The following is a 26,025-nucleotide window of genomic DNA, read 5'->3' on the forward strand; positions in this document are numbered from 1 at the left end:
CGCGATTTTCGCAGGCCGCCTTTTCAGTGGCGGCTTCATAGGATTGGACGGTGGGCAAATCATCGACAGCGCACGCTGACGGTCACGTCCAATTTTCGAGCGTCTCCTCCACCGAAACCGCAAGACATGCCTTGGCGTGTCTTGCGGTTATTTCAAGCAATGCTTACCGATGCAACAGGCTCCCGCGATGCTGCGCGTGCAGCCAGGAAGGCAAGAACGGCCGCCACGCCTAGCAAAGTGGCGCTCAATTCGAAGGTCGCTTGATAGCCGCTCGAGTCGAAGACCAGCCCGCCAACGGTTGCGCCAGACGCAATAGCGAGTTGGATGATCGCCACCATTAAACCGCCTCCCGCTTCAGCTGCGTGTGGCAACGTTCTTGCCAGCCATGTCCACCATCCCACGGGCGCTGCAGTCGCAACCAGTCCCCATGCGCCAAGCAAGACGGTCGTGGTGGCCGTCGAGCTACCGAATGAAACAAGCGCCAGTGCAATCATCGCCATAAAGATCGGGATGACGATGAGGGTTCGATGCAGGCCATTTTTCAAGAACGCTTCAATCAGGAAGGTTCCGGCAAGTCCCGCCAGGCCCAGAACGAGCAACATAAAAGACAGCATGGAGACACTGACGTGCGTGACCGTTTCAAGGAATGGGCGCAAATAGGTAAACAGCATGAACTGGCCCATGAAAAACACACTGACCGCTACCATGCCTAGCGCGACCGGTACGCTTTTCATCAACCTGAAGACGTTTCCAGTGCCTGAGCCGCTTTGCGATTTCATCGGTGGAAGGCTTACAGACAGCCATACACAAGCGACTATCGCGACTGGGATGACGCACAAGAATGCACCGCGCCAGCCAATCAAGGCACCGAGAAAACTGCCCAATGGTGCTGCAATCACAGTCGCCAAAGCGTTGCCGCCGTTGACGATTGCCATGGCGCGTGTGACCTGGTCATCAGGCACAAGGCGCATGGCGGTTGCCGCCGACAGTGACCAGAAGCCACCAATCGCAACACCGATCAGCGCGCGCCCGATCATGAATACCCCGTAATTCGGTGCGAACGCGACCACTGTTCCGGAAAGGATCATCAACAGCGTCAGTGAAAGAAGTAGCGGTTTACGGTCAACCCGCGCCGCCACCAGCGGGATAAGAAGGCTGGTGAATAAGGCAAACAGCCCCGAAACGGAAATGCCCTGACCGGCTTGTCCTTCGGTGATATGCAGATCGGCGGCAATTGGTGTCAGCAGGCTGACGGGCATGAACTCCGATGCCACCAGCACGAAGGCGGCGAGCGACATGGCCAGGACAGCGCCCCATGAATGTTGAGCTTCATGGGAGGAGGGAAGATGGGGCATTGAAAAATCCTGTATTGCGTGAAGCGTCGCGGCTCCAGAAGCGAAGCCGCGAGAGAGGAACGGTTCCCGTGTGGGTCGCCGATCCGATTACTTCAGATGACTGTTGAAGAACGTGGCCAACTTGGCGAAGGGAATCAAATTGACCCGATCGTAAAGATCCACATGCCCGGCATCTGGAACGATCAGCAACTCTTTGGGTTCGGCCGCCCGTTTGTAGGCGTCCTCGCTGAACTCCCTTGAGTGCGCCGTGGCGCCCGTAATGAAAAGCAGTGGGCGCGGGGAGATGGTCTCGATGTCGTTGAATGGGTAGAAGTTCATGAACTTCACATTGCTGGTCAGCGTCGGCATGGTAGTGGTTTGCGGCGATGCGCTAGCGGGGGTGACCTCGCCGCGCGGAGTGCGGTAGAAATCATAGAACTCGTCACCCACAGCGTTGCCGGTCAGCTTTAGTGGTGAGCCGCTGGTATAGCGAACTTCGCCGCGCCAGAATTCCGCGTTACGTTGCTGCGCCGCATCGCGAATGATTTGCTGGCGTTGTTCCAACGTGACTGAGTGCTTGAGACCGTTACGGTTGGCCGCCCCCATGTCATACATGCTGACCGTGGCGATGGCTTTCAGACGAGGGTCGATCTTGGCGGCGCTGATGGCGAAGCTGCCACTGCCGCAGATACCGATGACGCCGATACGCTCTCGATCAACAATCGGGCGAGTGCCGAGATAGTCCACGGCGGCACTAAAGTCCTCGGCGTAAATATCAGGCGAAACTGCTTGGCGAGGCGTACCTTCGCTCTCACCCCAGAACGACAAGTCCAGTGACAGCGTGATAAATCCCTGCTCGGCCATTTTAGTGGCGTAAAGATTCGCGCTCTGTTCCTTTACTGCACCCATAGGGTGTCCGACGATTATCGCTGCACTCTTTGATTGCGGTTCGAGTCCTTTGAGGGTGAACAAGTTACCTGTCACCTTCATGCCATATTGGTTTTTGAAGTTGACCTTTTCCACGATCACTTTATCGCTGGTGTAGAAGTTGTCTGCGCCGTTCGACATGTTGGCTCCCTTTGAAGAAAAAGAGATAACAAGCAGCCCTAGGGCTAGCAAAATTCCTTTCACTGGATATTCCTTTCGATTGAATGGTTGTTCACTGGAGTTTTTGACTCAGGCGTTTAGTCAGCCAACGTGGCGTTGTCGACCACGAAGCGATACTTGACGTCACCCTTGAGCATTCGCTCGTAGGATTCATTTATCTGGTCTGCTCGAACCAGTTCGATGTCGGCGACGATGCCGTGCTCGGCACAGAAATCCAGCATCTCCTGTGTTTCCGGGATGCCTCCGATCATCGAGCCAGCAATCGTTCGGCGCTTCATGATCAGGTTGAATACGTTCGGCGATGGGTGTGGCGAGGCGGGCGCGCCGACCAGCGTCAGCGCACCATCACGCTTGAGCAGCACCAGAAACGCATCAAGATCGTGGGGGGCTGCGACGGTGTTGAGAATGAAGTCGAAACTCTTGGTATGTGCAGCCATTTCTTCAGGTTTGCGCGATACGACGACTTCATCGGCGCCTAACGCCTTTGCCGCCTCGCGCTTGGATTCAGAGGTGGTGAACGCCACGACGTGGGCGCCCATCGCATGAGCCAGCTTGATGCCCATGTGGCCCAGGCCACCGATGCCGACCACGCCTATTTTCTTGCCTGGGCCGGCGTTCCAGTGGCGCAGAGGTGAGTAGGTGGTTATGCCCGCGCACAGCAGCGGAGCGACGGCAGCCAGTTGTGCCTCGGGATGGCGGATGCGCAACACGTAGCGCTCATGCACCACGATGTTTTGCGAGTAGCCGCCCAGCGTCCAGCCGGGTGCGTCCGGTGTCGGGAAGTTGTAGGTGCCAACCATGTCGTCGCAGTAGTTTTCTAGGCCAGTCTCACAGTCGTCGCAGTGTTTGCAGCTGTCGACGATGCAGCCTACACCGACCAGATCGCCGACTTTAAAATCCGCTACATGTGCGCCCACCGCTGATACGTGGCCGACAATTTCGTGCCCCGGTACGCAGGGAAATTGCGTGCCTGCCCACTCGGCGCGTACTTGATGCAAATCCGAATGGCAGATGCCACAGAAGGCGATATCGATCTGAACATCATGGGCCGCCGGCTCGCGGCGGTTGATCTGCATCGGCTCAAGGGGTTTTTCGCCTGCGTGAGCACCGTAGGCTTTGACAAGCATGGGAGCATCCTCGATGGGTTTGTCGGATGAACATTCTCCCGCTCTGCCCAGACCCTCTGTAGTGCATTGCGCTGGATTACTTGCCTGATTCTATGAGTCTCTGTTTTTTTGCAGGACGGTCGGTAGCTGGCGAGTTAGAGTTCAGTGAAGAGGTACAAGACGAATATGAACAACAACCCCGACGCAGCTCCTCAACAGACATCGCCACAAGAAAAGCTTGCGCAGATCATCTGCGCGCAGATCTCGAAACCAGGTGATTTCGGAACGGCCATTACAGGTCTCGGCTTCTTCAGGCGCGAACATCCAGCACCGCCCATCGTCTGCATGGTCGAGCCAAGCATCATCCTCATCGCCCGGGGTGAGAAACAGCTCTGGGTAGGTGGCGAGGGTTACCCCTACGACACGTCGCGATTTCTGATCACCTCGTTGGACTTACCTGCCAATTCAGAAGTGCTAGCGGCAAGCCCGGAACAGCCATGCCTAGGGCTGACGTTGAAACTCGATCTGCGCATTCTGGCTGAGCTGATAGCGCAAAGTGACCTGCCGCCAACCCGTGATCGATCAGTTGTGAAAGGGGTAGGAATTGGTGCCGTGACACCAGCGATGCTGGCCTCATTTGAGCGCTTACTGGCACTGCTCGATGAGCCGGAGTCCATCCCTGTCCTTGCGCCCTTGATCCAGCGCGAGATTCACTACCGTCTCTTGCAGAGTGATCAGGCGAGCCGGCTTCGACAAATAACGTCTGTCGATGGCCAAGGTTATCGGATCGCGAAAGCCATCGATTGGTTGAAGTTGAATTACACCTTGGCGCTTCGCGTCGATGAACTTGCGGCCCGAGTGCAGATGAGCACTCCGACCTTTCACCACCACTTCCGCCAACTCACCGCGATGAGCCCCTTGCAGTATCAAAAGTGGCTGCGACTGAATGAGGCAAGGCGATTGATGCTCAATGAACACCAGGACGTATCCAGTGCCGCTTTCAAGGTCGGCTATGAAAGCCCATCGCAGTTCAGCCGTGAATACAGCCGGCTGTTTGGCGTACCCCCAAAGAGGGATATTTCGGCGTTGCGAGGGCAGGGGTAGGACCTTCAGTACGTACAAGGGGCTACATCGACCGGTTAAATCCACAACCCATTGCGGACACTCAGAATGATGAGGGGCTATGGTTGCCTACACGAGGTGGTCGCGGTGATGACTGGCGTCAGAGGTGATGTAGAAATGATCTGACATTAGATTTCGTAGCATCGCTTGGCGATCGTCGGGAAGGTCAACCAGGGTGCCTGGGCCGATAGCTGCCGGTGGGTTACGAGGAGTTCAACTGGCCGCGTTGAAGCTTCGATTAAATTCAACGACGTCATGATGAGAAGGGTTTTTGGCGAATAGTGCAGGGAGTTGCGCATTGAACACCTCTCTCTTCTGCGCGGCGGCTCCCTTGACTGCAGCATTCAGCGCCGGGCGCATCTCTTCAGCGGTGTAATCGCAGCAGTACGCTGGCGTGCAGGGCTGTTGACGCCATGAGTCTTCGAGGCTGCCGCTGTCGACCGGCTCGAATCCAACGTCATCGACAAGTTGCATCACGAGACGCTTATGATTTTCATCGTCCCCCGCAACGGCTACGCCCAGGCGGCCTTCGGCGTCTTTTGGCTTACCAAGATTTTCCAGCGAATAAGCAAGAATATTGTTGAAGGCCTTGATTACCGGTCGGCCAAGCTGCTCGCTGACCCACACGCTCTCGGTTTGACCATTTTCCAAAGCGGCGATGCGCTCGTCTCTCAGGCCCGGGTAGTAATTACTCGTGTCGACCACTGGAACCGAGGATGGCAATGCGGCCAAAAGGTTCTTGGGAAGAGTCGCCATGGCTGGTTGGGGAATGGAAATAATCACAGCATCGGCGCCGTCGAAGACATCGTTCAGATCGCAAGCAATAGCACCCGCTTCCTTGGCAAAAGCGCTTACCGAGTCCTTTCCGCGAGAGTTGGCGACGCTGATCTCGTGGCCAGCAGTGACAAGCTTTCGGGTAAGGGGGCCGCCGATAGATCCAATACCAACGATCGCAATTTTCATAATGCCTCCAGGGATTCAAAGTCCGGATACGTTAGTATCAGCACTGCAAGATCCGCAAGAACCGACGTTTTAGTCTGTAACCCACCAAAAGGTAAGTATCGATGGAGCGCGAGTGGGAATGTGGGAACCCTTTACGACGGCAGGCCTGGTCAGCCGCTATAAACGCTACGCTTCGCGTTTTGGAGGGCAAATGGAAAATTGTGATCATCAATGAGCTGATGGCCGCTAAAGGCCGGCCGCTTCGGTTCTCCGAACTGGAAAAGCTCATTCCCGATGTCACGCAGAAGATGCTCATTCAGCAGTTGAAAGGGCTTCAGCAGGATGACATCGTTCAACGCACCGTATACCCAGAGGTGCCGCCGCGGGTGGAGTACGCGCTGACGGTGCTGGGTCATGCACTCGGCCCGGCTATGACTGCCCTTATAGACTGGGCTGAGCTTCGTCACCAGCACGAGGAGAAGGGGATGGGACTGTCTAGCGTAAGCGACAAGGAACTTTTGGAACGCTAATCCGCCATATGCGATTACTCAAAACGTCAACCCGTTTCAAATCTGATCAACTGTGGTTTTCAAACGTTCGATTTGTGACTATATATATAATTAGTCACAATTTGTAAGTCCTCGATAGGGTGAGTAAGCTATTTCCATGAATCAGCCATCAATATCTTCATCTTCGCCCAGCACCCGTGGCCCAGCCGATCACGACATTCGAGACCAGATTGTCGCGGCGGCCAACGAGCACTTCAGTCAATACGGCTACAGCAAAACCACGGTTTCCGACCTGGCCAAGGCCATCGGGTTTTCCAAGGCTTACATCTACAAATTCTTTGATTCCAAGCAAGCAATCGGTGAGGCCATCTGCGCTAATTGTCTGGCAGAAATCGTCGCGGCAGTGGAGCAGGCTATCAATGTAGAAGGCCTGTCTCCAACGGAGCGCTTTCGACGTTTGGTCAAAACTGTTATCGCCACCGGTGTGAATCTGTTCTTCAACGACCGAAAACTCTATGACATTGCAGCGTTCGCGGCGTCGGAAAGCTGGCCCAGTACGCAGGCTTATGACGCACAGATCAAAAGCTTCGTGTCGCAAATCGTTCGGGAGGGGCGAGAGATTGGCGAATTTGAACGCAAGACTCCGCTGGACGAGACAGTAGAAGCGATACATCTCGCGCTACGGCCCTTCGTCAACCCCTTGCTGCTGCAGTACAACCTCGATTTCGTCGAGGAGGCGCCCACGCTCACCTCCAACCTCATCTTGCGTAGCCTCATGCCTTGACCTTTGGCTAAAGGTTTATGCATACGGCGGTACGCGTCAGATTCCAAACGGCTTTTCACTTGGCCCTTCGTCCATCCGGCGAAGGGCATTTATTTATCTGTATCGTGACCAATGACTGATTTTGTCACATGAGTAAATATGGTGGTCCGTCGCATCTACTGCGTCATCTCAGTGATCCCATAGAGTTCAAACAATGAAAAAAATAGTGCTCAAGAGCCCATTTGGCCTTGCTGTCGTGCTCGCATCCTCAAACGTTTTTGCAAGCGGCTTTGCTCTTAATGAACAGAGCATCAGCGGGATGGGGTAGGGGTTTGCCGGTCGCTCCTCCTCTGCTGAAGATGCGAGCACGGTATTCAGTAATCCCGCGGGAATGTCTCGCTTGAAAAGAGAGCAGGTCAGCGTGGGAGCTTCGACTCTTTTTGCCAAGTCCGACATAAGCCATACCCGCAGTACATTCGGAGGCCAGGAAGACGGCGACATGGTGCCTACCACCACGGTACCTATGGGGTACTACGTCAAACCTATCGATGAGCATTGGGCGTTTGGTGTGGGTTTTTATGTACCTTTCGGTCTGATCACTGACTATGGCAGCGGTTTTGCCGGGCGTTACTACGCCCACAAAAGCGAGGTCACGACTTTTACGTTCCAGCCCACCATCAGCTATGCCTTTAACGACAAAGTTTCGATCGGGTTCGGTCCGACCATCAACCGTATCAGCGGTGAGTTGTCCGGTATGGTGCCCAACCCACTCAGTCCTGGTCGCAACGACGGAAAACTTAAAAGCACTGGCGACGACACTGCCCTCGGTTTCAACGCCGGTATCCTGGTGCAGGCTACAGACCGAACCCGTTTGGGCATGACCTACCATTCCAAGGTCAGTTATCAATTGGATGCCAAGACCAAGGTCACTGACGGCATCTTTAGCGTGTTGGGAGTCAGCGGCCGGAGTTATGACGCTTCGCTGGATGTGGATACCCCGGAGTCAGTGGATCTCTCGGTGACTCATCAGCTTAATAATGACTGGACCCTTTACGTGGGGGAGCACCTGGACTCGCTGGAGTCGCTTCAAAGAATTAACCATCGAGAACACGGGTTTACCCCCTGCGTTGAGCGGCGCGCTGGGCACCATTACCGAAGAGCAGAACTGGCATGATACGTGGGCTCACGCCATCGGCACGGCGTACAAACTGAATGATGAGTGGGTGCTTCGCGCAGGCTTTTCGGTCGATCAGTCACCCACCAATAACATCAATCGTGGACCGCGCATTCCGACGGGCGACAGGAAGGTGATCAGCTTCGGTGCTGGCTGGACTCCGGCAGAGAATGTCACGATCGATGTGGCTTACTCCTACCTGTGGGAGGAGAGCGTTCAGGTCAATGACACCTCGGCGACCCGAGGTGCATACAGTGCCAACTATAAGAACGGTGCGAGCGGGCTCGGTACTTCTGTGAGTTACCGCTTCTAGTTGAGTGCTGTTACACGATAAGTGTCCTGTCGGGAGCACGCGTTGCCTCCCGACCTTCAAGCACACATCTCGGGCCTTTCCCCTCAAGCTTCATCGACTCGTCACCGTGACATCCCGAGGTTGCCAGCCACCACCGAGTGACTTGAATACCGCTACCGCCGCTCGTGCCGACTCCGTTCGCGCTTGCGCCCGAGCATCGGAAGCCTGCAGCATCGTCTCGTCAGCGTGCAGGACATCAATCAGGCTGGCCGTGCCTTTCTCATAGGCAATGAACGACGATTGGCGAGCCTGAGTAAGAGACGCCTCTCCCCCGGTGAGTGTGGTTGCTTGAGCCTCCCGATTCACCAGTGAGGAGAGCGCGTTCTCGACATCCTCGGTGGCGCGCAACACAGACTGACGGTAAGCCGCCAGGTTTTCGGCTTTCTGTCCCTTGGCCTGGTCGATTTGGGCGTTTATGCGACCGAAGTCGAAGAGCCTCCAGCGCAGTCCCAGCAGGCCCGCCGATTGGCTGGCGCCGCCGGTAAAAAGATTGCCGGCGGACACCGCCGTGGCACTGCCCAGCAATGCGCTAAGGGAGAACTTCGGGTAGTACTCGGCAATCGCCTCCCCGATGCGTGCGTTTGAGGCCGCAAGACGGCGCTCGGCCATAATCAGATCAGGCCTGCGGCGCAGCAAATCGGCCGGCGTTCCCATCGCTTTTAACGGCGGTGCTACAGGAATGCTCGCTGCCATTGCAAGTTGTGTGCGGTGAGTGCCTGGCGGGGTGCCGAGCATGACATCCAGTGCATTCATCGCAGCATCCAGACCGGTTTGCAGGACCGGCACTGTCGCTTGAACCTGTGATAGCTCACCCTCGGTCTGGCGAACCTGATAGTTGGCGGCGAGTCCCTTGCTGTAGAGCAATTGGACTTTCTCTAGCAACGCCTGCTGCGTTTTGACTTGCCTGTTGGCAATGTCCAGCCGTGTCTGCAATCCGCGAATAGTGATGTAGACATCGGCGGTCTGCGCGGCGATGGCCAGTCGTGTGGCCGCGACGCCCGCCTGGGACGCCTGGTACTCGGCCAGAGCAGCCTCGCGTCCGCGTCGCAGGCCACCAAAGACATCTGCCTCCCAGCTGGCATCGAGGTTAACCTCGTAGGAATTTCCGTACCGATCATAGCCAGGTGTCGAATTCAACACCTGGCCGAGTGGCGTCTCGATTGACTGGTACGAGCGCGCAGCCTGGCTGCTGATATTCCCCGAAGGCAGTAACGCGGCATTTGCAGCACCCAGTCCGGCCTGCGCCTGTGTGACTCGCGCCGACGCCTGCGCCAGGTCCAGATTCTGCTCTAGTGCCTTGGAAATGAACCCGGTCAGCACTGGATCACCAAAGCCTTCCCACCAAGCGACAAGGCTGGCCGGCATCGTTCCAGGCCGCTGTTCGACAGCAGCTTGACCCAAGTAACGATCCGAAAGCGGAGCGTCTGGACGATGGTAATCCGGACCGACTGCGCAACCGGCCATTAAGCCGGCGCTGACCAAAAGTGCAATTGGACGGAGGGGAGGCATTGAGATTCCTTCAATAGAGGATATTTGTGACCATATTACGTAATGGTCACGACCTGTCAATTGACGTTCTTTGAAGCGATTACCTTTTTCTCCGTGTTCATGGTGATTCATAAGCTTTGGTTGAAAACCAAAATGATTGACAGGATGTGACCATTGACACAAATCGTCACTAGATCGAGAATATGACGCTCGTCCTATTTTTAAGTAAGGGAACCTATGCGCCGGCTTCTACCTTTCCCCATTGCCGCTTGCTTGTTGCCTCTCGTCCTGACGGCATGTGGTGATTCATCCACCGCTGAAGATCCGCGCACGAATGCCCCTTTGGTGAGGTCCGCTGCTGTTCAGGCTTCGTCCGACGTCTCGCGTTCCTTCACTGGTGTAGTGGCTGCCCGCGTTCAGGGCGACCTTGGCTTTCGGGTGTCAGGAAAGGTGCTTGAGCGTCTGGTTGACACCGGTCAGACCGTTAAACGTGGTCAGCCGCTCATGCGCCTCGACCCAATCGACCTGGGGTTGCAGGCGCGAGCACAGCAAGAGTCGGTCATAGCCGCTCGGGCCCGAGCCAAGCAGACAGCAGATGACGAGGCGCGATACCGCAATCTGGTTGCCGCAGGCGCTATTTCTGCATCGGCCTATGACCAGATCAAAGCCGCAGCCGATACGGCAAAAGCACAGCTCAGCGCTGCAGACGCGCAGGCTGATGTAGCCCGCAATGCTTCTGGTTATGCGGTGCTGTTTGCGGATTCCGACGGCGTGGTGGTGGAGACGCTCGCCGAGCCCGGACAAGTTGTCAGCCCGGGACAGCCCGTGGTTCGACTGGCGCGGGCAGGGCAACGCGAAGCGATCGTGCACCTGCCCGAGACGTTGCGCCCCGCAGCAGGATCCACCGCGCAGGCGACGCTTTATGGCAATACCACGGGTGCAGTTACAGCGAAGCTGAGGCTGCTGTCTGACTCGGCCGACCGTATGACGCGCACCTTTGAGGCGCGGTATGTGCTTGAGGGCGCGCTGGCCAATGCACCGATAGGTTCGACGGTCACGCTTCGGATCGCTGAAAGCGCCGCGCAGGGAAATTCGATGCAGGTGCCGATTGCTGCCGTTTATGACCCGGGTAAAGGCACTGGCGTGTGGGTCATCGTCGGCGCACCTGCGAAGGTGGCTTGGCGACCTGTTCAAGTCTTGGGCTTGAGCGACGACTCAGCGCGAGTCGCAGGCGATCTCAAGGTCGGCGAGCAGATCGTGGCGTTAGGTGCGCATCTGTTGCGCGAGGGTGAAGAGGTGAGACTGCCTCAACAGGATGACGCCAAAGTTGCCGGGGGTCGTCCATGAGCGAGGGCCGCTTCAATCTTTCCGCGATCGCCGTTCGTGAGCGTTCCATCACGGTGTTTCTGATCTTCCTGATTGCCGTTGCGGGCATCTTGTCGTTCTTTCAACTGGGGCGCGCGGAAGATCCTCCGTTTACGGTCAAGCAGTTGACGGTCATTACCGCGTGGCCGGGCGCCACGGCGCAGGAGATGCAGGATCAGGTAGCAGAGCCACTTGAAAAACGCCTGCAAGAACTGAAATGGTACGACCGCACGGAGACCTACACCCGTCCTGGGCTGGCTTTCACGATGGTGTCACTGCTCGATAGCACGCCGCCCTCGCAAGTGCAGGAGGAGTTCTATCAAGCGCGTAAAAAGCTCGACGATGAGGCCCGGAAGCTGCCGGCGGGTGTCATCGGCCCAATGGTCAACGACGAGTTTTCGGACGTGACATTTGCGCTTTTCGCCCTGAAAGCCAAAGGCGAGCCGCAGCGACTGTTGGTGCGGGATGCAGAGTCGTTGCGCCAACAACTGTTGCATGTGCCGGGCGTGAAGAAGGTCAACATCATTGGGGAGCAGCCCGAACGTATCTTTGTTTCCTTTTCCCATGATCGGTTGGCCACCTTGGGCATCTCTCCTCAGGACATCTTTGCCGCGCTGAATAACCAAAACGTGCTCACGCCCGCCGGTTCCATCGAGACCAATGGGCCTCAGGTCTTCCTGCGGCTAGATGGTGCCTTCGATAAGGTGCAGAAGATTCGTGACACACCCATTGCGGTCCAGGGGCGCACGCTAAAACTCTCTGACGTGGCGACGATCGAACGTGGTTATGAAGATCCAGCAACCTTTCTCGTGCGTAACAACGGTGAAGAGGCCTTGTTGCTGGGGATCGTGATGCGTGAGGGCTGGAACGGTCTTGACCTTGGCAAGGCGTTGGACGCGGAGACAGTCAAAATAAATGAAGGCATGCCGCTGGGTATGACGCTCTCCAAAGTCACCGATCAATCTGTAAATATCGATTCGGCCGTCGGCGAGTTTATGGTCAAGTTCTTCGTCGCGCTGCTTGTGGTAATGCTTGTCTGCTTTCTCAGCATGGGCTGGCGTGTCGGTGTTGTGGTCGCTGCGGCTGTGCCGTTGACGTTGGCCGTGGTGTTTGTGGTGATGGCGGCCACCGGAAAGAACTTTGACCGTATTACCCTTGGCTCGTTGATTCTGGCGCTTGGACTGCTGGTGGACGACGCCATCATTGCTATCGAAATGATGGTGGTGAAAATGGAAGAGGGCTACGACCGCATCAAAGCTTCCGCGTACGCCTGGAGTCATACGGCCGCGCCGATGCTCTCCGGTACGCTGGTGACCGCTATCGGCTTTATGCCCAACGGCTTCGCGCAATCGACCGCCGGCGAATACACCAGCAACATGTTCTGGATCGTGGGCATTGCCCTGATCGCCTCCTGGGTGGTTGCAGTCGCTTTTACCCCGTACCTGGGGGTGAAGATGTTGCCGAACATCAAGAAGGTAGAGGGGGGGCACGCGGCCATCTACAGCACCCCTAACTACAACCGCTTCCGCCGGATTTTGACGCGGGTCATCGCTCGCAAATGGCTGGTCGCCGGCACTGTCATCGCTTCGTTTGTCGTGGCGATCCTCGGCATGAGCCTGGTCAAGAAGCAGTTCTTCCCTACCTCGGACCGTCCCGAGGTATTGATTGAAGTGCAAATGCCTTATGGGACCTCCATTGAGCAGACCAGCGCCACCACTGCCAAGATAGAGGCCTGGCTGCAAAAGCAGGGTGAGGCAAAAATCGTCACGGCCTATATCGGGCAAGGCGCGCCGCGTTTCTATCTGGCGATGGCGCCGGAACTCCCTGATCCGTCGTTCGCAAAGATTGTGGTGCTGACGGACAGTCAGGAGGAGCGTGAGGCCCTCAAGTTCCGTATCCGCGAGGCAGCTGCTGAGGGGCTTGCCCCAGAAGCGCGGGTCAGGGTGACTCAGCTTGTTTTTGGGCCGTACTCGCCATTCCCTGTTGCCTACCGGGTGATGGGGCCTGATCCGTCAACGTTGCGCGAGATTGCGGGCCAGGTACAGGACGTGTTGCAGTCGAGCCCGATGATGAGAACCGTCAACACCGATTGGGGACCGCTGACGCTGACGCTGCATTTCGCTCTGGATCAGGATCGCTTGGAGGCGGTGGGATTGACGTCAAACTCAGTCGCGCAGCAACTGCAGTTCCTGCTGGCCGGAGTGCCGATCACCGCGGTTCGTGAGGACATTCGTTCGGTGCAGGTGGTTGGTCGCGCAGCGGGTGATATCCGGCTCGATCCCGCCAAGATAGAAGGCTTTACGCTGGTGGGCGCGGCGGGTCAGCGGATTCCGTTGTCCCAGGTAGGAGAGGTCGATGTGCGTATGGAGGATCCGATCCTCCGACGTCGTGACCGCACGCCGACCATCACAGTGCGCGGTGACATTGCCGAAGGTTTGCAGCCACCGGACGTCTCGAGCGTGATCATGAAGGAGCTGCAACCAGTCATCGACAAGCTGCCTGGCGGATACCGGATTGAGCAGGCGGGTGCAATCGAGGAGTCGGGCAAGGCCGGTAAAGCGATGTTGCCGTTGTTCCCGATCATGATTGCCATGACGCTGCTGGTCATCATTCTGCAGGTCCGTTCGATCTCGGCGATGATCATGGTGTTCTTCACCTCGCCGCTGGGGTTGATTGGCGTAGTGCCGACACTGCTCATTTTCCAGCAGCCATTTGGGATTAACGCACTGGTCGGTTTAATCGCCCTTTCGGGCATTCTGATGCGCAATACGCTGATTCTGATTGGGCAAATCCATCACAACATTCAAGAAGGGCTGGACCCGTTTCACGCAGTGGTCGAAGCCACGGTACAACGTGCCCGCCCGGTACTACTGACTGCGATGGCGGCAATCCTGGCGTTCATTCCCCTGACACACTCCGTCTTCTGGGGGACGCTGGCCTACACCCTTATCGGAGGCACGTTCGTCGGCACCATCATGACGCTGGTGTTCCTGCCAGCGATGTACTCCATCTGGTTCAAGATTCGTCCTGTCAATACGGGTCAAACTGAAACAGCGAATAAGCAAGCAAGCCTAGTGGATAGGGCGGCATTTCCCAATGCACCCAGCTGACCAATCACTCACAGGGGTACATGACCAGTTTTTCGGACGATTGAGGGGAGCGTTCGGCAAACACGCCTTTCTGACGCCATCGCTAAGGATGCCCCAGGGCTCGGTCAGTTGTAGTGCCCCATGTGAGCCCTGGAGGCTAAGCCAGTCCCGCGGAACTAGCTTGTGCGTTCCTTAGTTGAATACCTGACGCGATGCTCGCTCAACATCAACGTCGCTATAGCAACCAGCACAGGTACAAAGGCAAGCGCACAGATAACGGTCCAACCGTATCGATTCAATATACCTCCCGATGCAAACGAGCCGAGTACCATGGCGCCAAAGACAATGAAATCATTGAGCGCTTGGACACTGTTTCTTTCGCTTGTTTTATGGCTCTGAAGGACGAGCGCAGAGGCGCCGACAAAACCGAAATTCCAACCAATCCCTAGAAGCACTAAACATAGATAAAAGTGGTAGGACTGCACACCGGCAAGCCCGACAGCAACAGAAGTGCCGGTTAACATCAACCCCATCAACACAACGCGGTTTGCCCCAAAACGGTGGATCAGATTTCCAGTGAAAAAACTGGGTGCGTACATTGCAATTACGTGCCACTGCAATGCCAGATTCGATGATTCCAGTGAAAGATCCTCATGCTTCATCGCTAGTGGGGCCGAAGTCATCAGGAAATTCATCAAGGTGTAAGTTATGACGCCACAGAGCATGGCGTTGATGAGTCGAGGCTGCCGAACAATCACCGCAAGCGGGCGACCTGGAGTACGAACAGCCGCCTCATGGCGTGGCAAATTGACACCTAGTAGCACCGCCGCCGAAACCACTGCCATTAATGCGGCCGCAACGTAAGTGGCGATAAACAGGTGTGACTCCCATAGGTCCATTGTATAGGTGACCGTCTGTGGGCCTAGTACTCCCGCCACTAGCCCGGCAGCCATGACGATTGAAAGCGCCCAGGGCTGCCTGTTTTCTGGAACGCATTCTGCGGCGGCGAAACGAAACGTCAGCACCACAGCGGCATAAGCGCCACCAAATAGCATCGCAGTACAGAAAATGAAGAAGGAAGACAAATAAATGCCAATCGCAGCCAGCACTCCCATCAGGATGCCGCACAACGCTCCCAGCATAAACACGAGACTGCGCCCATAGCGCTGCGCAATGGCACCGGCAGGTAGCGTGCAGCTCGCCATGCCCACGACAAAAATGGAGATAGGCAGCGTCGCCAATGCTTTATCCGGTGCAAGCATGTCTCCCACGATAGCGTCGGTTGCATAGACGATGACTGAGTTACCACCCGCCAATGCCTGGGCGGTTGCCAGTCGAAAAATGTTGCTGTTCCCAGATGTGGCCGACACGACTTCTCTCCCTTGAATGAGTCGTCCCTTAATGCAGCTGCAGCGTGCCGATTATCAATGAACACTAACGACCGCGCTGCCCCTTACGATATCCACGCGCCGCTACCGGCGCACGTCATCGACAAGGGCCTCCCGACAGGGGGTCTGCTAGCCCACGTCATGATGGCCAAGTTCGCCGACCATCTGCCGCCTATTACACACCGCCGTACTGATACACGGTCGCACTCCAATACTGGCTGCCGTTACCTTTTTGGCGAGCCCATCCGTCGGCTACCAGTTGATTGGCGATCATTCGATTCATAAAGCCATGACCGAGCAGCAGAACCGGTCCATCGCTGGCAAGGGACTGCAATCGTTTGGCTGCGGTGCTGGCGCGGATCCTCGCAGTGCCGGCGGATTCGACGTTGCGTGAGTAACCGCACAGCCATAAGACTCGAAGGATAAATGCCCAGGTAAACGGCGATAGCCGTGGCAGTTTTCAATGACCACAAGGCAGTTGTGCTTCGCAGAAAAGTGCGTCGACCAGTGCAGGCTTCAGGCCGAGCGCCTGGACGGAGGTCAGCGCACGAGGCGCGCTGCTTGAAACAATCACCGTGGCGGTTGCGGCGAGTTGCATACTGGCATGCGGGACCGGGTGGTGGGTAATTTCGGATCGGTCGTATTGCTCGATCCAGTCATTCATCTCGAGCGCTGAGATTTTGTCGGTTGCGGCCAGTTTTGGCTGGCCGTGACGCATCAGGATGATTTCCCTGTTCACCATTTTACGTCCTTGTTCTGGTGTGTGGTAAATGACCAGCAAGTGCGGTTTCGGGAGCTCAAGGTACGCCTAGCGTACCCGCATAAAACCGCACAATGAGGCTCGAGATTATCGGCTTTGGGACTGGATGGTAATCCCGTCTGCGAAAGTCAGTTGTCGACCATGACCGATGAGCTTTTTTTCTTCGAGGCGCGCGCACTGTGCTTTTCAAACCAGCCGTGATCGCGGTACCACGCCACGGTGTCAGTGATGGTCAGCTCTAGCGCCCGGAAACTCAGGCCAAGCTCCTGTTCACTCTTGCGGTGGTTGAAGCAGGTGCGGTACTCCTCTCGTATCAACAGGCGCAACGTGGCCATGCTCAGCAGAATGGGCTTGCCAGTAAGGCGCGCATAGATCTCCTGCACAACCGCCAAGGTGTATAGAAAGGGCAGCGGTAGTTGTCGAACGGGCGTCTTGACGCCAGCGATACGTCCTAGAACAGGGACCAGCTGACGCATCGTCATATGCCGGCCCGCCGCGAGATAGCGCTCACCTCGTCGGCCATGTTTGGCGGCAGCAATCAGCGCCCCTGCCACATCACGGGCATCGACAACGGAGAAGGTGCCAGGGATCAGCCCGGGCAACTTGCCGTTCACGACATCGTTGACCAATTGTCCGGAGGAGGTCGGGCCAATGTCGGCAGGACCCCACATCCAACCGGGCAGGACCATGCAGGCATGCATCTCGGGATGTGCTTCCAGGAACGACAAGATGACACGGTCGGCGAGGATCTTGCTGCGGTAATAGTCATCCGCGTCGGCGTCGGCCCGCAGACATGTCTCATCGATGGACATACCAGGTGCGCCGTCGAGCACAGCAATGGAAGACGTATGGACGAACCGTCGTATACCGGCGCGGTAGGCCTGGTTAAGCAGGCGCCGCGTACCAGACACATTGATCTTTTCAAGTTCTTTCCAGTGGCTGCCGCCCTTGTAGTTATCGCGAAAGAACGCCGCGGTGTGAAACACCGTATCGCAGCCTTGCAGCGATGCTGCGAATGCGTCGACATCGGCCATGTCACCAACGACCAGCTCCACCCCCGGCAGATTGTTGAACTGCTGTTCACCTTTGGCTCTTGAGCGGACCAGGCCTTTGACCGTGTAGCCACGAGCGACCAATTCACGCACCAGGTTGTTGCCCAGTAAGCCGGTTGCTCCAGTAACAAATGCGCTACGCATGGCTCAACCCTCACCCTGTTCGGCTAACGGCATCAACACCGCACTGTCGAAGAAGGCCTCTTCACGGATGGCCAGTCCGTTTCTGAAGGTGAAGTGTGCGGCGTAGTGCACGGTAATATGGCGTCCGTGGGGTGGAATCACCCGGCCTGGCAGCACCAAAGGTGCGGCGAAGGTGCCGGTCAGTAAGGCAGTCAGCGCCAAAAAATCTTCAGCGACCATGAATGGGGTGAAGGTCACTTGGGCATCAGGGAACGCTTCGAACAGCGCAGTCTCTCGTTTGCGCATGGATTCGCGACCGGTTTGAATCCCCATACCATCGAGGTAGATGAAGTCTTCGCAAACCAACGCAAGCATCGCCTCCACATCACGGTGATTGAAGGCTCTTGAGGCGCGCTCCGCATAGTCGTTGGGGCCAGTAGTCATACAATCCATTCCATTCGTTTCGAGGGCCTGTAGATATACCTTTGAGGCCTCTACCGAAAAACAGCGACTACTGCATAATGGATTTGCACATATGCAGACCAGGGAGGACAGGACGCATGGCGTTGCAAGCAAATTGGGACGATCTTCGTCTGCTGTTGGCAGTCTCGCGGCGTGGCAGCTTCCTTCAAGCTGGCCAGTTGCTGGGTATCGCGGCGTCTACCGTGTCCCGCCGCCTGACCCAACTTGAGGTCGCACTGGGCGAGCCACTCGTCGAGCGCGGCGTTGAAGGATGCTGGTTGACCTCGCGGGGCCAATCCCTCGTGGAAGTTGCCCTGGCTGCGGAAGCTGGCTTGAGGCGTCAAACCGCTGCTGGCATATCCGAGCTGCACACAGAGTTATCTGGCAGTGTCCTGGTCAGTGCAGGAGAGGGGTTCTCGTCTTGTGTGCTGGAGGCCGCGAGTCGCTTCACTTCTCTGCACCCGCGTTGCTCGGTGGAGCTGATGGTAACAGCCGACTTTCACAAGATCGTCCGCGGCGTGGCAGACATTGCTGTGCGTACAGCTCATCTGGGTGAGCCGTCGCTGATTTATCGACCAATAGGCCGGCTCGCCTACGGTGTCTTCGCTGATGCAGGTTATCTGAAGCGGTTTCCGGGGGTGACCCCGGCCACTGCGGTCAATATTGCCTTGCTTCCCCCACTGGACATGTTGCCGCAAATGCGTGCGGCAAAGGCCGGTGGTCTGGACCGCGCGCAGATCAGCGTGAACTCGTTCGCCGTGCAGCTCGAATCGGTGAGGCGAGGTATGGGGGTGGCCGTACTGCCCCGTATATTGGCGAAGGATCTGATCGGGTTGTTCCCGGATCTCCACCTTCCAGATATGGAGGTCTATCTGGTGACTCGGCCTCAGGCATTAAAGCAGGCCCACATCAAATGTTTTTTTGCCATCCTGGAGCAGGTGCTTCTCGAAGCCCTATCCATAGAAAATGTCGAAGGTTGCCTCTTAGGGGGTGAACCGTGAGTATCGGAACAATAACGATCTCTACTGCGTACGGGTCACCGTGCAATAGACTGGGTTTTGCGATGAACGTGGAGCGTGGAGCGCTTATCAAATACCCACTCAAAGGATGAGCACATGAGCCGTACCGGCCATATCTGCCTGATGGCGACCTATAACAAATGGATGAACGAAAAGATCTATGGAGCGGCCAGGTGCTTGTCCGATGATGAGCTCTCAGCTGATAGAAAAGCGTTCTTCAGGTCGATTCTCGGGACGCTAAACCACGTGGCAGCCGGAGACACTGTGTGGCTAAAGCGATTCGCCAAACATCCAGCGAACCACTCGGCATTGGAGCCGGTCAGGCGACTTTCTGATCCGAAAAACCTTGACCAAGCGTTGTTCTCTACTATTCGAGAACTCTCAGTATATCAAGAGAGGCTTGATCAGATAATCGTCGAATGGGCTAACTCTATTACAGAGTCCGATCTAGACCATACCCTCCATTACGCCAGCTTGAAGGGTGTAGTGTCCGACAAGGATTTTTACGGCCTGGTGATGCATTTCTTCAACCATCAGACCCATCACCGTGGCCAGGTTACTACGCTGCTTTCACAGGCTGGTGTCGACATAGGTGATACAGATTTAGTCGTCCTCATCCCATCCCGATCCAGCGTATGAAGAAAAGCTGGATACCAGTATTGAGAATTCACAGCCAAAGAGGGCAATTCGATTCGGATCGCACTGATTGCATCGCTGTTGCCCTGGCTTAATCGATGACGAACACCTTCGCACCGCTGGTGGTGAACGAGCGCTCTCCCACGGCGTCGTTGCCCACCTGATAGCTTATCCCGGAGGAGGGCAAGGTGAACTTGCGACGATCCTCCAGTGCGTGGCTTACGCAAACCCGCGCGGATCTTTTTCTAGCGCGCCCGATGCGCTAACCGCAAACAGCCCGGTTTAGCGTCACCCTTCGACGGCCATGCGCATGGCCAAGCCCGCGAGAACTGTCCCCATCAGTCAGCACTGCACGATCTGCCACACGGGCCTGCTTGCGAGGAATGTCGAAATGGAGCCAGCCATGACAGCAATCAGGGCGTTGACGTTCACGCTAATGACGATCTGTGTAAAGCCAAGCACGATGGATTGCGCTAGCACGCTGCTGTCCATTTTCGCGAGCCTTTCCGAGGTCCACTTTTAATCGTTAATCAACTATCCACACTTGGCTACGCGGACACTGGCCCTCAAGGGCGAATACTTCGACGCGATCAAGGCGGGCACCAAGCCTGAAGAATTTCGCCTGCTAACGCCGTATTGGCGTAAGCGCTTGGAAGGCCGAAGCTATGAACGCATCGAGCTGACCAAGGGCTACCCAGCGCGTGGTGATCAAACCCGGCGATTGTCTCCTCCATGGCGCGGATATCGCGTGACTACTATCACTCACCCGCACTTTGGCTCTGAGCCTGTCCTGGTGTTCGCGATCAACGTAAACCTGTAGGAATTTATCCTCTATGGACACTCTGAATTCTGAGGACTTGTTGCGGGATTTCTCGCGATTGCCTGCCTTGGTCGACGGAGTTCGTTACGTCATCGCCGAGCGTGCCCATGGGGCTGCTGAACATCTGAATATCTACGGTGCGCACCCCGTGTATGTGGCGAAGAACGATTCTTGGCGTTTCCCCAATGGGGATTGTCGCCGCCGTGACGATCGGGACCTGTGGATTTTATCTGATGAATTCCCAGCTGCTGTTGATAGAGCGTGGGACCGCAATCGACTCAGAACCACCGGAATATTCCAAGCCTGAAGTTCGAGGAATAGCTCATTGCTCACTGTCGTGACGGCATGCTGGCCTCATCAGTAACCACATGAGGCCGTAGGCTATGAGCGCAGCAGTTGAGTTTTCAATCATGATTGACGGTGAGCAGATCCAGGGTTGGGTAGTTAAGGATGGGAAGTCATACAGTGCGTATGCGGAATTTCGCGGTGGCCTAATAGATGTTCGTGGTTCCACCAAGGCTAGCGCTGAAAGCAACTGGCGCGAAGAAGCGAACCACAAGGCAAACCAATAGGATATGTCGCCCAGGTTAACGAAAGCCCCGCCAGTCGGGGCCAAAGTTCAACAGACGGACGATCTCGCTCTGGCTCATGTCGTGCAGTTGGCCGATCTGGATCGTGACGCGCTCTTCAACGCTGAGTTCGTGATAATACATGGCAACACCCTACCGAAGCGGTCAGGTGTTGCACTCAGTTTTTGCCGCCGCCAACCAATTAAAATCACCGGCCCAGCGCCGGCGTTTTCGTTATCGTCACGCAGCGTACAGCTAGCCCGTCAGGCTCATTGGCCTGGCCGCTATTCACTGCGCAGAGCCGCCACCGGATGCAGGCGGGCCGCCCGCAGTGCCGGTGCCAGACCGGCGAGAATGCCGAGCACCGCCGCCAGCAGCAGCGCCAGCAGCAGAAACAGCGGCTGCAGCGCCAAGGGCAGGCTCGGCATGGCCAGATGCAGTAGCCCGAGCAGGAGGCCCATCAACAGCAGACCAAGCAGACCACCGGCCAGGGACAGCAGCGTCGCTTCGGCGAGAAACAGCCCGAGCACCTGCCGCGGACTGGCACCAATCGCCCGCAACAGGCCGATTTCCGCCGTGCGCTCGCCCACAGTGGTAGTCATGATGGTGAGAATGCCGACGGCGCCGACCAACAGGGAAATGCCCCCCAAGGCACCGATGGCCAGGCTCAGGGTGCCGAGAACGCGGTTGAAGCTGCGCAGCATGTCGTCCTGGGTGCTCAGACTGAAGTCCTCCACGCCGTGCCGTTCGCCGAGTACCTGGCGAATCTGCCGACTCAACGCCCGCGAAGTGGTGCCGGCGCCGAACACCACATGGACCTTGACCACCCCGGTGCGGTTGAACAGGCTTTCGGCCCAATCCACCGGGATGTAGGCGATATCGTCGAGGTTGAAGCCGAGCAACTGGCCCTTCTCCGCCATCACGCCGATCACCCGGAAACGCACGCCGCCGACGCGGATCAGCTCGCCCAGCGGATTGCGTGCACCGAACAGCTCGACACGCAGCTGATGGCCGAGCACCACATAGGGCGGCGAACGACCGTCACGGGCCACGGGCAGGAACTCGCCCAAGCTCAGCTGCATGCGCCAGGCCTGCGCCAGCTGATGGCCGCCACCGAGAATGTCGCTGCGCCGGCTCAGTTGACCGAACTGGATATCCCCGCTGCCCTGAATGATCGGCACCGCCGCCTCGACATGCGGCAAGCGCCGCAGGGCGTCGGTATCACTGATAGACAGTGGCCGTACGCTGCCGAGCAGACCGCCGAGGCCGCTGGTCTGGGTCTTGCCCGGACGCACGGTGATGATCCGCGTACCAAACTGCGAGAAGTTCTCCAGCACATAGCCGCGCACGCCTTCGCCTATGGCCGTGAGCAGCGCCACAGCGGCTATCCCGATCGCTACCCCGAGCAGGGTCAGCAGGCTGCGCAAGGGTCGACAGGTCAGCGCCGAGCTGGTCAGCCGGAAACCATCTTGCCAGCGCATCAGTGCGCTCCCGGCGGGCGTAGCGCCGCCACCGGCTCCAGCGCCGAGGCCCGAGCGGCCGGCAGCCAGGCGAACAGCAGCGCCGTGCCGAGTGCCAGCAGCACCGCGCTAGCCCGCGCCCACCAGGGTGCATAGAGCGGCAGATCGAACGCCAGCCGCCCCAGCCAGAGCAAGGTTTCGGCCAGAAGTAGCCCCGCCAGCGCCCCCGTCAGGGCGAGCAGCGCCGCCTCGCCGAGGAACAGCAGGCGCAGCTGCGCCGCCGTCACACCTATGGCTTTGAGCAGGCCGATCTCGGCGCTGCGCTGGCTCACCGCAATCCAGGTCACGTTCATGATCAGGATGCCTGCCACCAGCAGGCTGATAGCGGCAATCCCGGCCACCGCCAGGGTCAGCACCGCGAGTATCTCGTCGAAGGCACTGAGCAGGCTGTCCTGGCTGATCAGGGTAATGTCTTCCTCACCCTCGTGGCGCTCCTTGAGCGCGGCGAGTATCAGCCGCTTGCTACGGTCGAGAAAGCTCGGACCACGCACCTCGACAAACACCCGCAACAACCCCTCGCGATTGAACAAGGCCTGGGCACTGGCCACCGGGATGATCAACATCTCGGCGAAATCCATCCCCAGGGATTCGCCCCGCTCACCGAGGATGCCGACCACCCGGAAGCGCCGGTCGCCGGCGCGCAACCATTCACCCAGGGCCGGGCGCGCACCGAATAGCTCGCGCCGGAGTTTGCCGCCGATCACGCAGACGGCCTCAGCCTGCTCAGGGTCCAGCGCCGGCAGGGGCTGGCCCTGGACGACCGTCAGTTGGCGAATGGCGAAGAAGTCCCGGGTGGTGCCCAGGGTCAGCACCTCACGATTGCGGTTGCCGACTATCACCTCCATCTGCCCGGCCTGCAGCGGCGCGACCCGGCGGATGCCCGGCAACTGGGTGATGGCCTGGAAGTCCTGCAAGGTCAACTCGTGCGGCGTCAGGCCGGTGAGCGGCGGCATGCGCCCCGAGGTTTCCTTGCGGCCCGGGAAAACGATCAGGATGTCGCGCCCGAGCAGCGAGAACTCGTTCAGGACGAAGGCCCGCGCCCCCGCGCCGAGACCGGTGAGCAGATTGACCGCAACCACCCCGATAGCGATGGCCAGCAGCAGCATCAGGCTGCGCGAGCGATGCCCACGCAAGGCGCCGAGCCAGAAGCCCAGGGCATCGGCAGCGCGCATCAGGCCAGCGCCCGCTGCGGCGCAGCACTGTGGATCCGCCCGTCACGCATGTGTAACTGGCGCTGCGCGCGGGCGCCCAGGCTGGCGTCGTGGGTCACCACTATCAGGGTCAGGCCCTCGCCGTTGAGCTCCTCCAGCAGGCTGAAGACCTCGGCGCCGGCCTGGCTATCGAGATTGCCGGTGGGCTCGTCGGCCAACAACAGCGCCGGTTGCATGACCATCGCCCGGGCGATGGCGACGCGCTGGCGCTGACCACCGGACAGCTCGGCCGGGCGGTGGGCAATGCGCTCGCCCAGCCCCAGACGCGCCACCAATTGGCTGCTGCGCTTGTGCCGTTGCGCCGCGCCGATGCCGGCGAGGACCATCGGCAGCTCGATGTTTTCCAGCACCGTCAGCCGTGCGATCAGGTGGTAGGACTGGAACACGAAACCTATCAGTTGGCTGCGCAATTGAGCGCGCCGCGCCTCGCTCAGCGTCGCCGTGGCCTCGCCTTGCAGCCAGTATTCGCCGGCGCTCGGCGCATCGAGCAAACCGAGGATGTTCAGCAGGGTCGACTTGCCCGAGCCCGACGGGCCCATCACCGCCATGTAGTCACCGGCGGCGATGTCCAGATCCAGGCCGTCCAGCCCCATCACCTGCTGCTCGCCCAACTGGAAGCTGCGGCTGCCGCCGCGCAGGCGGATCATTGCTCAGTCTCCGCCGCATCCACCGGGATCACCGCCACGGTGTCCTTGAGCCCTTCCTGCTCGAGGCTGGCGACTATACGCGCGTCCTCGTCCAGCCCTGCGAGCACCTCGGTCCAGCGCCAGTTGCTCAACCCGGTTTGCACCTCCACCTCCCGCAACACCCGGGCGCTCGGGTCATATCGCAGCACGCGCTGCCCCTCCAGCAGGGTCTCGGTGGGGATGCGCAAAGCACGTGCGCGCTGCTCCAAGAGGATCTCGACATCGGCGCTATAGCCGGTGAGCAGGACCAGATCGGCCGGCGGCTGGTCGAAGCGCACCTCGACATCGACGGTGCGCGCCTGCTTCTCCAGTTCACGCACATAGGGCGCGATGCGGCTGACGCGGCCGGCGAAATGCTGACCACGGAAGGCATCCAGGCTGATCCGCACGGCGGTTCCGGGGCGAACCCGGGCAGCGTCCACCTCATCGATCGGCGCCTCGACATACAGGCAGCTGTCGTCGATCAGGTCGACCGCCGGCGGCGTGGGAATACCCGGCGGCGAAGGGGTGACGAACTCGCCGAGTTCGCCGTTGATTTCTGCGACTATGCCGGCGAATGGCGCACGCAGGGTCGTCTGCTCCAGCAGTGAACGCTGCAACTGCAGGCTGGCGTCGGCCTCGCGGATCAGCACGGCACTGGCACTGCACATCAGCTTCGCCAGGTGAGCCTTGGTCTCGGCCTGATCGAGGCGATCGGCGGCAACCAACTTGCGGTCGGCCAGATGGCCCAGGCGATCGAGGTCGCGTCGGTCCAGATGGGCCTGCTGGCAGCGCTGTTCGCGGGCGTTGCGTTGGGCCTCCAGCCGCGCCTCGGCCTCCTGCAGCCGGGCCTGTTGCTCGTCCTGCCGCAGGCGCATGAGCACCTGACCCGGCTGGACCCGCTGGCCCTCGCCGATCAGCAACTCGGCAACCTGGCCGCCGACATTGAAGGACAGATGCGAGCGTCGACAGGACTTCAGCGTACCCGCGCGAGTGTTGGCCACCAGCGTCTCCACCGGCCCCCGCTCAACCTCTAGCAGCCTGACCGGCAACGGCTGTGGTCGACTCAACCAGCCGCCCAGCACCACCAGACAGGCCAGCATCGACGAGCCAATCAATAATTTGCGCATGGACTGCACCTCCTCCCCACATGGCTTGAGCCTAGGTCAGGAGGGTAAAAGCTCAACGCGAAACGCCATTTATCCGACGTTTTTCAGACGAGCGTCAGATAAATGGCGAATGAGATTTATTTCTCTCGCAACTGCTATTCCCCAGCCATGCCAACTCAATAAAATTCCTTGCCGCGGCGACGCTACGACGTCGAAATATCCCCGGAAACTGTGCCACGCTTTGCCCATACCCGAATGTCTTCAAGCGACCCTAGGCTGTCGTCAGCAGAGGACGCAGGGTGTGTGATCCGTTGTGCATCTAATGGTCGTGGAATCACAA

Annotated in this window: 21 protein-coding genes and 3 pseudogenes; 9 read left to right on the forward strand and 15 right to left on the reverse strand. The window is 58.2% G+C overall.

Annotation, left to right across the window (positions count from 1 at the left end):
- Positions 1-152: 152 nt before the first annotated feature.
- The 3 genes from PSJE_RS08550 to PSJE_RS08560 all read right to left on the reverse strand — a co-directional run bounded on the left by PSJE_RS08550 (position 153) and on the right by PSJE_RS08560 (position 3,568).
- Positions 153-1,355, reverse strand: a complete 1,203-nt coding sequence (locus tag PSJE_RS08550; protein WP_167362855.1) for an MFS transporter — start codon at positions 1,353-1,355, stop codon at positions 153-155.
- An 87-nt stretch (positions 1,356-1,442) separates the two neighbouring features.
- Positions 1,443-2,465, reverse strand: a complete 1,023-nt coding sequence (locus PSJE_RS08555; protein ID WP_090454511.1) for an alpha/beta hydrolase — start codon at positions 2,463-2,465, stop codon at positions 1,443-1,445.
- 53 nt (positions 2,466-2,518) lie between these two features.
- Entirely contained in the window at positions 2,519-3,568 is a 1,050-nt protein-coding gene (locus tag PSJE_RS08560) for an NAD(P)-dependent alcohol dehydrogenase (RefSeq protein WP_090454513.1), read from the reverse strand.
- 165 nt (positions 3,569-3,733) lie between these two features.
- Between PSJE_RS08560 and PSJE_RS08565 the strand changes: the two genes are divergently transcribed.
- The gene (locus PSJE_RS08565; RefSeq protein WP_090454515.1) at positions 3,734-4,651 is read left to right on the forward strand and encodes an AraC family transcriptional regulator; all 918 of its coding nucleotides are present in this window, start codon (positions 3,734-3,736) and stop codon (positions 4,649-4,651) included.
- Between the two features lie 231 nt (positions 4,652-4,882).
- On the opposite strand, the gene PSJE_RS08570 is transcribed toward PSJE_RS08565, so the two are convergent.
- A complete protein-coding gene (locus PSJE_RS08570) occupies positions 4,883-5,632 on the reverse strand; it encodes an NADPH-dependent F420 reductase (protein ID WP_090454517.1) in 750 nt (249 codons plus the stop codon).
- 101 nt (positions 5,633-5,733) lie between these two features.
- On the opposite strand from PSJE_RS08570, the gene PSJE_RS08575 reads away from it, so the two are divergent.
- From PSJE_RS08575 to PSJE_RS08585, 3 genes and pseudogenes are all read left to right on the forward strand, one after another.
- Positions 5,734-6,141, forward strand: a complete 408-nt coding sequence (locus tag PSJE_RS08575; protein ID WP_090454518.1) for a winged helix-turn-helix transcriptional regulator — start codon at positions 5,734-5,736, stop codon at positions 6,139-6,141.
- Positions 6,142-6,277: 136 nt separating this feature from the next.
- The gene (locus PSJE_RS08580) at positions 6,278-6,904 is read left to right on the forward strand and encodes a TetR/AcrR family transcriptional regulator (protein WP_090454520.1); all 627 of its coding nucleotides are present in this window, start codon (positions 6,278-6,280) and stop codon (positions 6,902-6,904) included.
- A gap of 193 nt (positions 6,905-7,097) precedes the next feature.
- Positions 7,098-8,370, forward strand: a pseudogene (locus PSJE_RS08585) (OmpP1/FadL family transporter).
- Positions 8,371-8,460: 90 nt separating this feature from the next.
- Here PSJE_RS08585 and PSJE_RS08590 read toward each other — a convergent pair.
- On the reverse strand, positions 8,461-9,918 hold the full coding sequence (locus PSJE_RS08590) for an efflux transporter outer membrane subunit (protein WP_090454522.1): 1,458 nt from the start codon (positions 9,916-9,918) through the stop codon (positions 8,461-8,463).
- A gap of 216 nt (positions 9,919-10,134) precedes the next feature.
- On the opposite strand from PSJE_RS08590, the gene PSJE_RS08595 reads away from it, so the two are divergent.
- Together PSJE_RS08595 and PSJE_RS08600 are read left to right on the forward strand one after the other, a co-directional pair.
- Positions 10,135-11,244 carry an efflux RND transporter periplasmic adaptor subunit gene (locus PSJE_RS08595; protein WP_090454524.1) on the forward strand — a complete coding sequence of 370 codons (1,110 nt, stop codon included), beginning with the start codon at positions 10,135-10,137 and terminating at the stop codon, positions 11,242-11,244.
- Positions 11,241-14,372 carry an efflux RND transporter permease subunit gene (locus PSJE_RS08600; RefSeq protein WP_090454526.1) on the forward strand — a complete coding sequence of 1,044 codons (3,132 nt, stop codon included), beginning with the start codon at positions 11,241-11,243 and terminating at the stop codon, positions 14,370-14,372. The genes PSJE_RS08595 and PSJE_RS08600 overlap by 4 nt, the downstream gene beginning before the upstream one ends.
- A gap of 155 nt (positions 14,373-14,527) precedes the next feature.
- Here PSJE_RS08600 and PSJE_RS08605 read toward each other — a convergent pair whose 3' ends face one another.
- The 4 genes and pseudogenes from PSJE_RS08605 to PSJE_RS08625 all read right to left on the reverse strand — a co-directional run bounded on the left by PSJE_RS08605 (position 14,528) and on the right by PSJE_RS08625 (position 18,118).
- Positions 14,528-15,721, reverse strand: a complete 1,194-nt coding sequence (locus PSJE_RS08605; protein WP_090454527.1) for an MFS transporter — start codon at positions 15,719-15,721, stop codon at positions 14,528-14,530.
- A gap of 193 nt (positions 15,722-15,914) precedes the next feature.
- Positions 15,915-16,457 (reverse strand): annotated as a pseudogene (locus PSJE_RS08615) (histidine phosphatase family protein).
- 170 nt (positions 16,458-16,627) lie between these two features.
- Positions 16,628-17,695 (reverse strand): SDR family oxidoreductase, encoded by a 1,068-nt coding sequence (locus PSJE_RS08620; protein WP_090454530.1) that lies wholly within the window; start codon positions 17,693-17,695, stop codon positions 16,628-16,630.
- Positions 17,696-17,698: 3 nt separating this feature from the next.
- On the reverse strand, positions 17,699-18,118 hold the full coding sequence (locus PSJE_RS08625; protein WP_090454531.1) for an ester cyclase: 420 nt from the start codon (positions 18,116-18,118) through the stop codon (positions 17,699-17,701).
- A gap of 116 nt (positions 18,119-18,234) precedes the next feature.
- Between PSJE_RS08625 and PSJE_RS08630 the strand changes: the two genes are divergently transcribed.
- On the forward strand, positions 18,235-19,137 hold the full coding sequence (locus tag PSJE_RS08630) for a LysR family transcriptional regulator (protein ID WP_090454532.1): 903 nt from the start codon (positions 18,235-18,237) through the stop codon (positions 19,135-19,137).
- Positions 19,138-19,251: 114 nt separating this feature from the next.
- Entirely contained in the window at positions 19,252-19,794 is a 543-nt protein-coding gene (locus PSJE_RS08635) for a DinB family protein (protein WP_090454533.1), read from the forward strand.
- Between the two features lie 339 nt (positions 19,795-20,133).
- Here PSJE_RS08635 and PSJE_RS08640 read toward each other — a convergent pair.
- Positions 20,134-20,274: pseudogene (locus PSJE_RS08640) on the reverse strand (LysE family translocator); the annotation flags it as partial.
- A gap of 350 nt (positions 20,275-20,624) precedes the next feature.
- On the opposite strand from PSJE_RS08640, the gene PSJE_RS08650 reads away from it, so the two are divergent.
- Entirely contained in the window at positions 20,625-20,918 is a 294-nt protein-coding gene (locus PSJE_RS08650; RefSeq protein WP_090454537.1) for a hypothetical protein, read from the forward strand.
- Positions 20,919-21,198: 280 nt separating this feature from the next.
- On the opposite strand, the gene PSJE_RS30430 is transcribed toward PSJE_RS08650, so the two are convergent.
- The 5 genes from PSJE_RS30430 to PSJE_RS08675 all read right to left on the reverse strand — a co-directional run bounded on the left by PSJE_RS30430 (position 21,199) and on the right by PSJE_RS08675 (position 25,706).
- Positions 21,199-21,324, reverse strand: coding sequence for a helix-turn-helix domain-containing protein (locus PSJE_RS30430; RefSeq protein WP_169721036.1), 126 nt, complete (start codon positions 21,322-21,324; stop codon positions 21,199-21,201).
- A 140-nt stretch (positions 21,325-21,464) separates the two neighbouring features.
- A complete protein-coding gene (locus PSJE_RS08660; RefSeq protein WP_090454540.1) occupies positions 21,465-22,661 on the reverse strand; it encodes an ABC transporter permease in 1,197 nt (398 codons plus the stop codon).
- Positions 22,661-23,872: an ABC transporter permease gene (locus tag PSJE_RS08665; protein WP_090454541.1), complete on the reverse strand. Its 1,212-nt coding sequence runs from the start codon at positions 23,870-23,872 to the stop codon at positions 22,661-22,663. Before PSJE_RS08665 ends, PSJE_RS08660 begins: the two co-directional genes overlap by 1 nt.
- Positions 23,872-24,558: an ABC transporter ATP-binding protein gene (locus PSJE_RS08670; protein WP_090454543.1), complete on the reverse strand. Its 687-nt coding sequence runs from the start codon at positions 24,556-24,558 to the stop codon at positions 23,872-23,874. The genes PSJE_RS08665 and PSJE_RS08670 overlap by 1 nt, the downstream gene beginning before the upstream one ends.
- The gene (locus PSJE_RS08675; RefSeq protein ID WP_090454544.1) at positions 24,555-25,706 is read right to left on the reverse strand and encodes an efflux RND transporter periplasmic adaptor subunit; all 1,152 of its coding nucleotides are present in this window, start codon (positions 25,704-25,706) and stop codon (positions 24,555-24,557) included. Before PSJE_RS08675 ends, PSJE_RS08670 begins: the two co-directional genes overlap by 4 nt.
- Positions 25,707-26,025 lie beyond the last annotated feature (319 nt).

It is taken from the genome of Pseudomonas jessenii (genome assembly GCF_002236115.1).
Lineage (GTDB): Bacteria > Pseudomonadota > Gammaproteobacteria > Pseudomonadales > Pseudomonadaceae > Aquipseudomonas > Aquipseudomonas jessenii.

What these genes read in the sequence shown, in the direction of transcription:
- PSJE_RS08550 (WP_167362855.1), bottom strand. Translation starts at nt 1,355, where the DNA reads ATGCCCCATCTTCCCTCCTCCCATGAAGCTCAACATTCATGGGGCGCT.
- PSJE_RS08560 (WP_090454513.1), bottom strand. Translation starts at nt 3,568, where the DNA reads ATGCTTGTCAAAGCCTACGGTGCTCACGCAGGCGAAAAACCCCTTGAG.
- PSJE_RS08565 (WP_090454515.1), top strand. Translation starts at nt 3,734, where the DNA reads ATGAACAACAACCCCGACGCAGCTCCTCAACAGACATCGCCACAAGAA.
- PSJE_RS08570 (WP_090454517.1), bottom strand. Translation starts at nt 5,632, where the DNA reads ATGAAAATTGCGATCGTTGGTATTGGATCTATCGGCGGCCCCCTTACC.
- PSJE_RS08575 (WP_090454518.1), top strand. Translation starts at nt 5,734, where the DNA reads ATGGAGCGCGAGTGGGAATGTGGGAACCCTTTACGACGGCAGGCCTGG.
- PSJE_RS08580 (WP_090454520.1), top strand. Translation starts at nt 6,278, where the DNA reads ATGAATCAGCCATCAATATCTTCATCTTCGCCCAGCACCCGTGGCCCA.
- PSJE_RS08590 (WP_090454522.1), bottom strand. Translation starts at nt 9,918, where the DNA reads ATGCCTCCCCTCCGTCCAATTGCACTTTTGGTCAGCGCCGGCTTAATG.
- PSJE_RS08595 (WP_090454524.1), top strand. Translation starts at nt 10,135, where the DNA reads ATGCGCCGGCTTCTACCTTTCCCCATTGCCGCTTGCTTGTTGCCTCTC.
- PSJE_RS08600 (WP_090454526.1), top strand. Translation starts at nt 11,241, where the DNA reads ATGAGCGAGGGCCGCTTCAATCTTTCCGCGATCGCCGTTCGTGAGCGT.
- PSJE_RS08620 (WP_090454530.1), bottom strand. Translation starts at nt 17,695, where the DNA reads ATGCGTAGCGCATTTGTTACTGGAGCAACCGGCTTACTGGGCAACAAC.
- PSJE_RS08625 (WP_090454531.1), bottom strand. Translation starts at nt 18,118, where the DNA reads ATGACTACTGGCCCCAACGACTATGCGGAGCGCGCCTCAAGAGCCTTC.
- PSJE_RS08630 (WP_090454532.1), top strand. Translation starts at nt 18,235, where the DNA reads ATGGCGTTGCAAGCAAATTGGGACGATCTTCGTCTGCTGTTGGCAGTC.
- PSJE_RS08635 (WP_090454533.1), top strand. Translation starts at nt 19,252, where the DNA reads ATGAGCCGTACCGGCCATATCTGCCTGATGGCGACCTATAACAAATGG.
- PSJE_RS08650 (WP_090454537.1), top strand. Translation starts at nt 20,625, where the DNA reads ATGGACACTCTGAATTCTGAGGACTTGTTGCGGGATTTCTCGCGATTG.
- PSJE_RS30430 (WP_169721036.1), bottom strand. Translation starts at nt 21,324, where the DNA reads ATGTATTATCACGAACTCAGCGTTGAAGAGCGCGTCACGATCCAGATC.
- PSJE_RS08660 (WP_090454540.1), bottom strand. Translation starts at nt 22,661, where the DNA reads ATGCGCTGGCAAGATGGTTTCCGGCTGACCAGCTCGGCGCTGACCTGT.
- PSJE_RS08665 (WP_090454541.1), bottom strand. Translation starts at nt 23,872, where the DNA reads ATGCGCGCTGCCGATGCCCTGGGCTTCTGGCTCGGCGCCTTGCGTGGG.
- PSJE_RS08670 (WP_090454543.1), bottom strand. Translation starts at nt 24,558, where the DNA reads ATGATCCGCCTGCGCGGCGGCAGCCGCAGCTTCCAGTTGGGCGAGCAG.
- PSJE_RS08675 (WP_090454544.1), bottom strand. Translation starts at nt 25,706, where the DNA reads ATGCGCAAATTATTGATTGGCTCGTCGATGCTGGCCTGTCTGGTGGTG.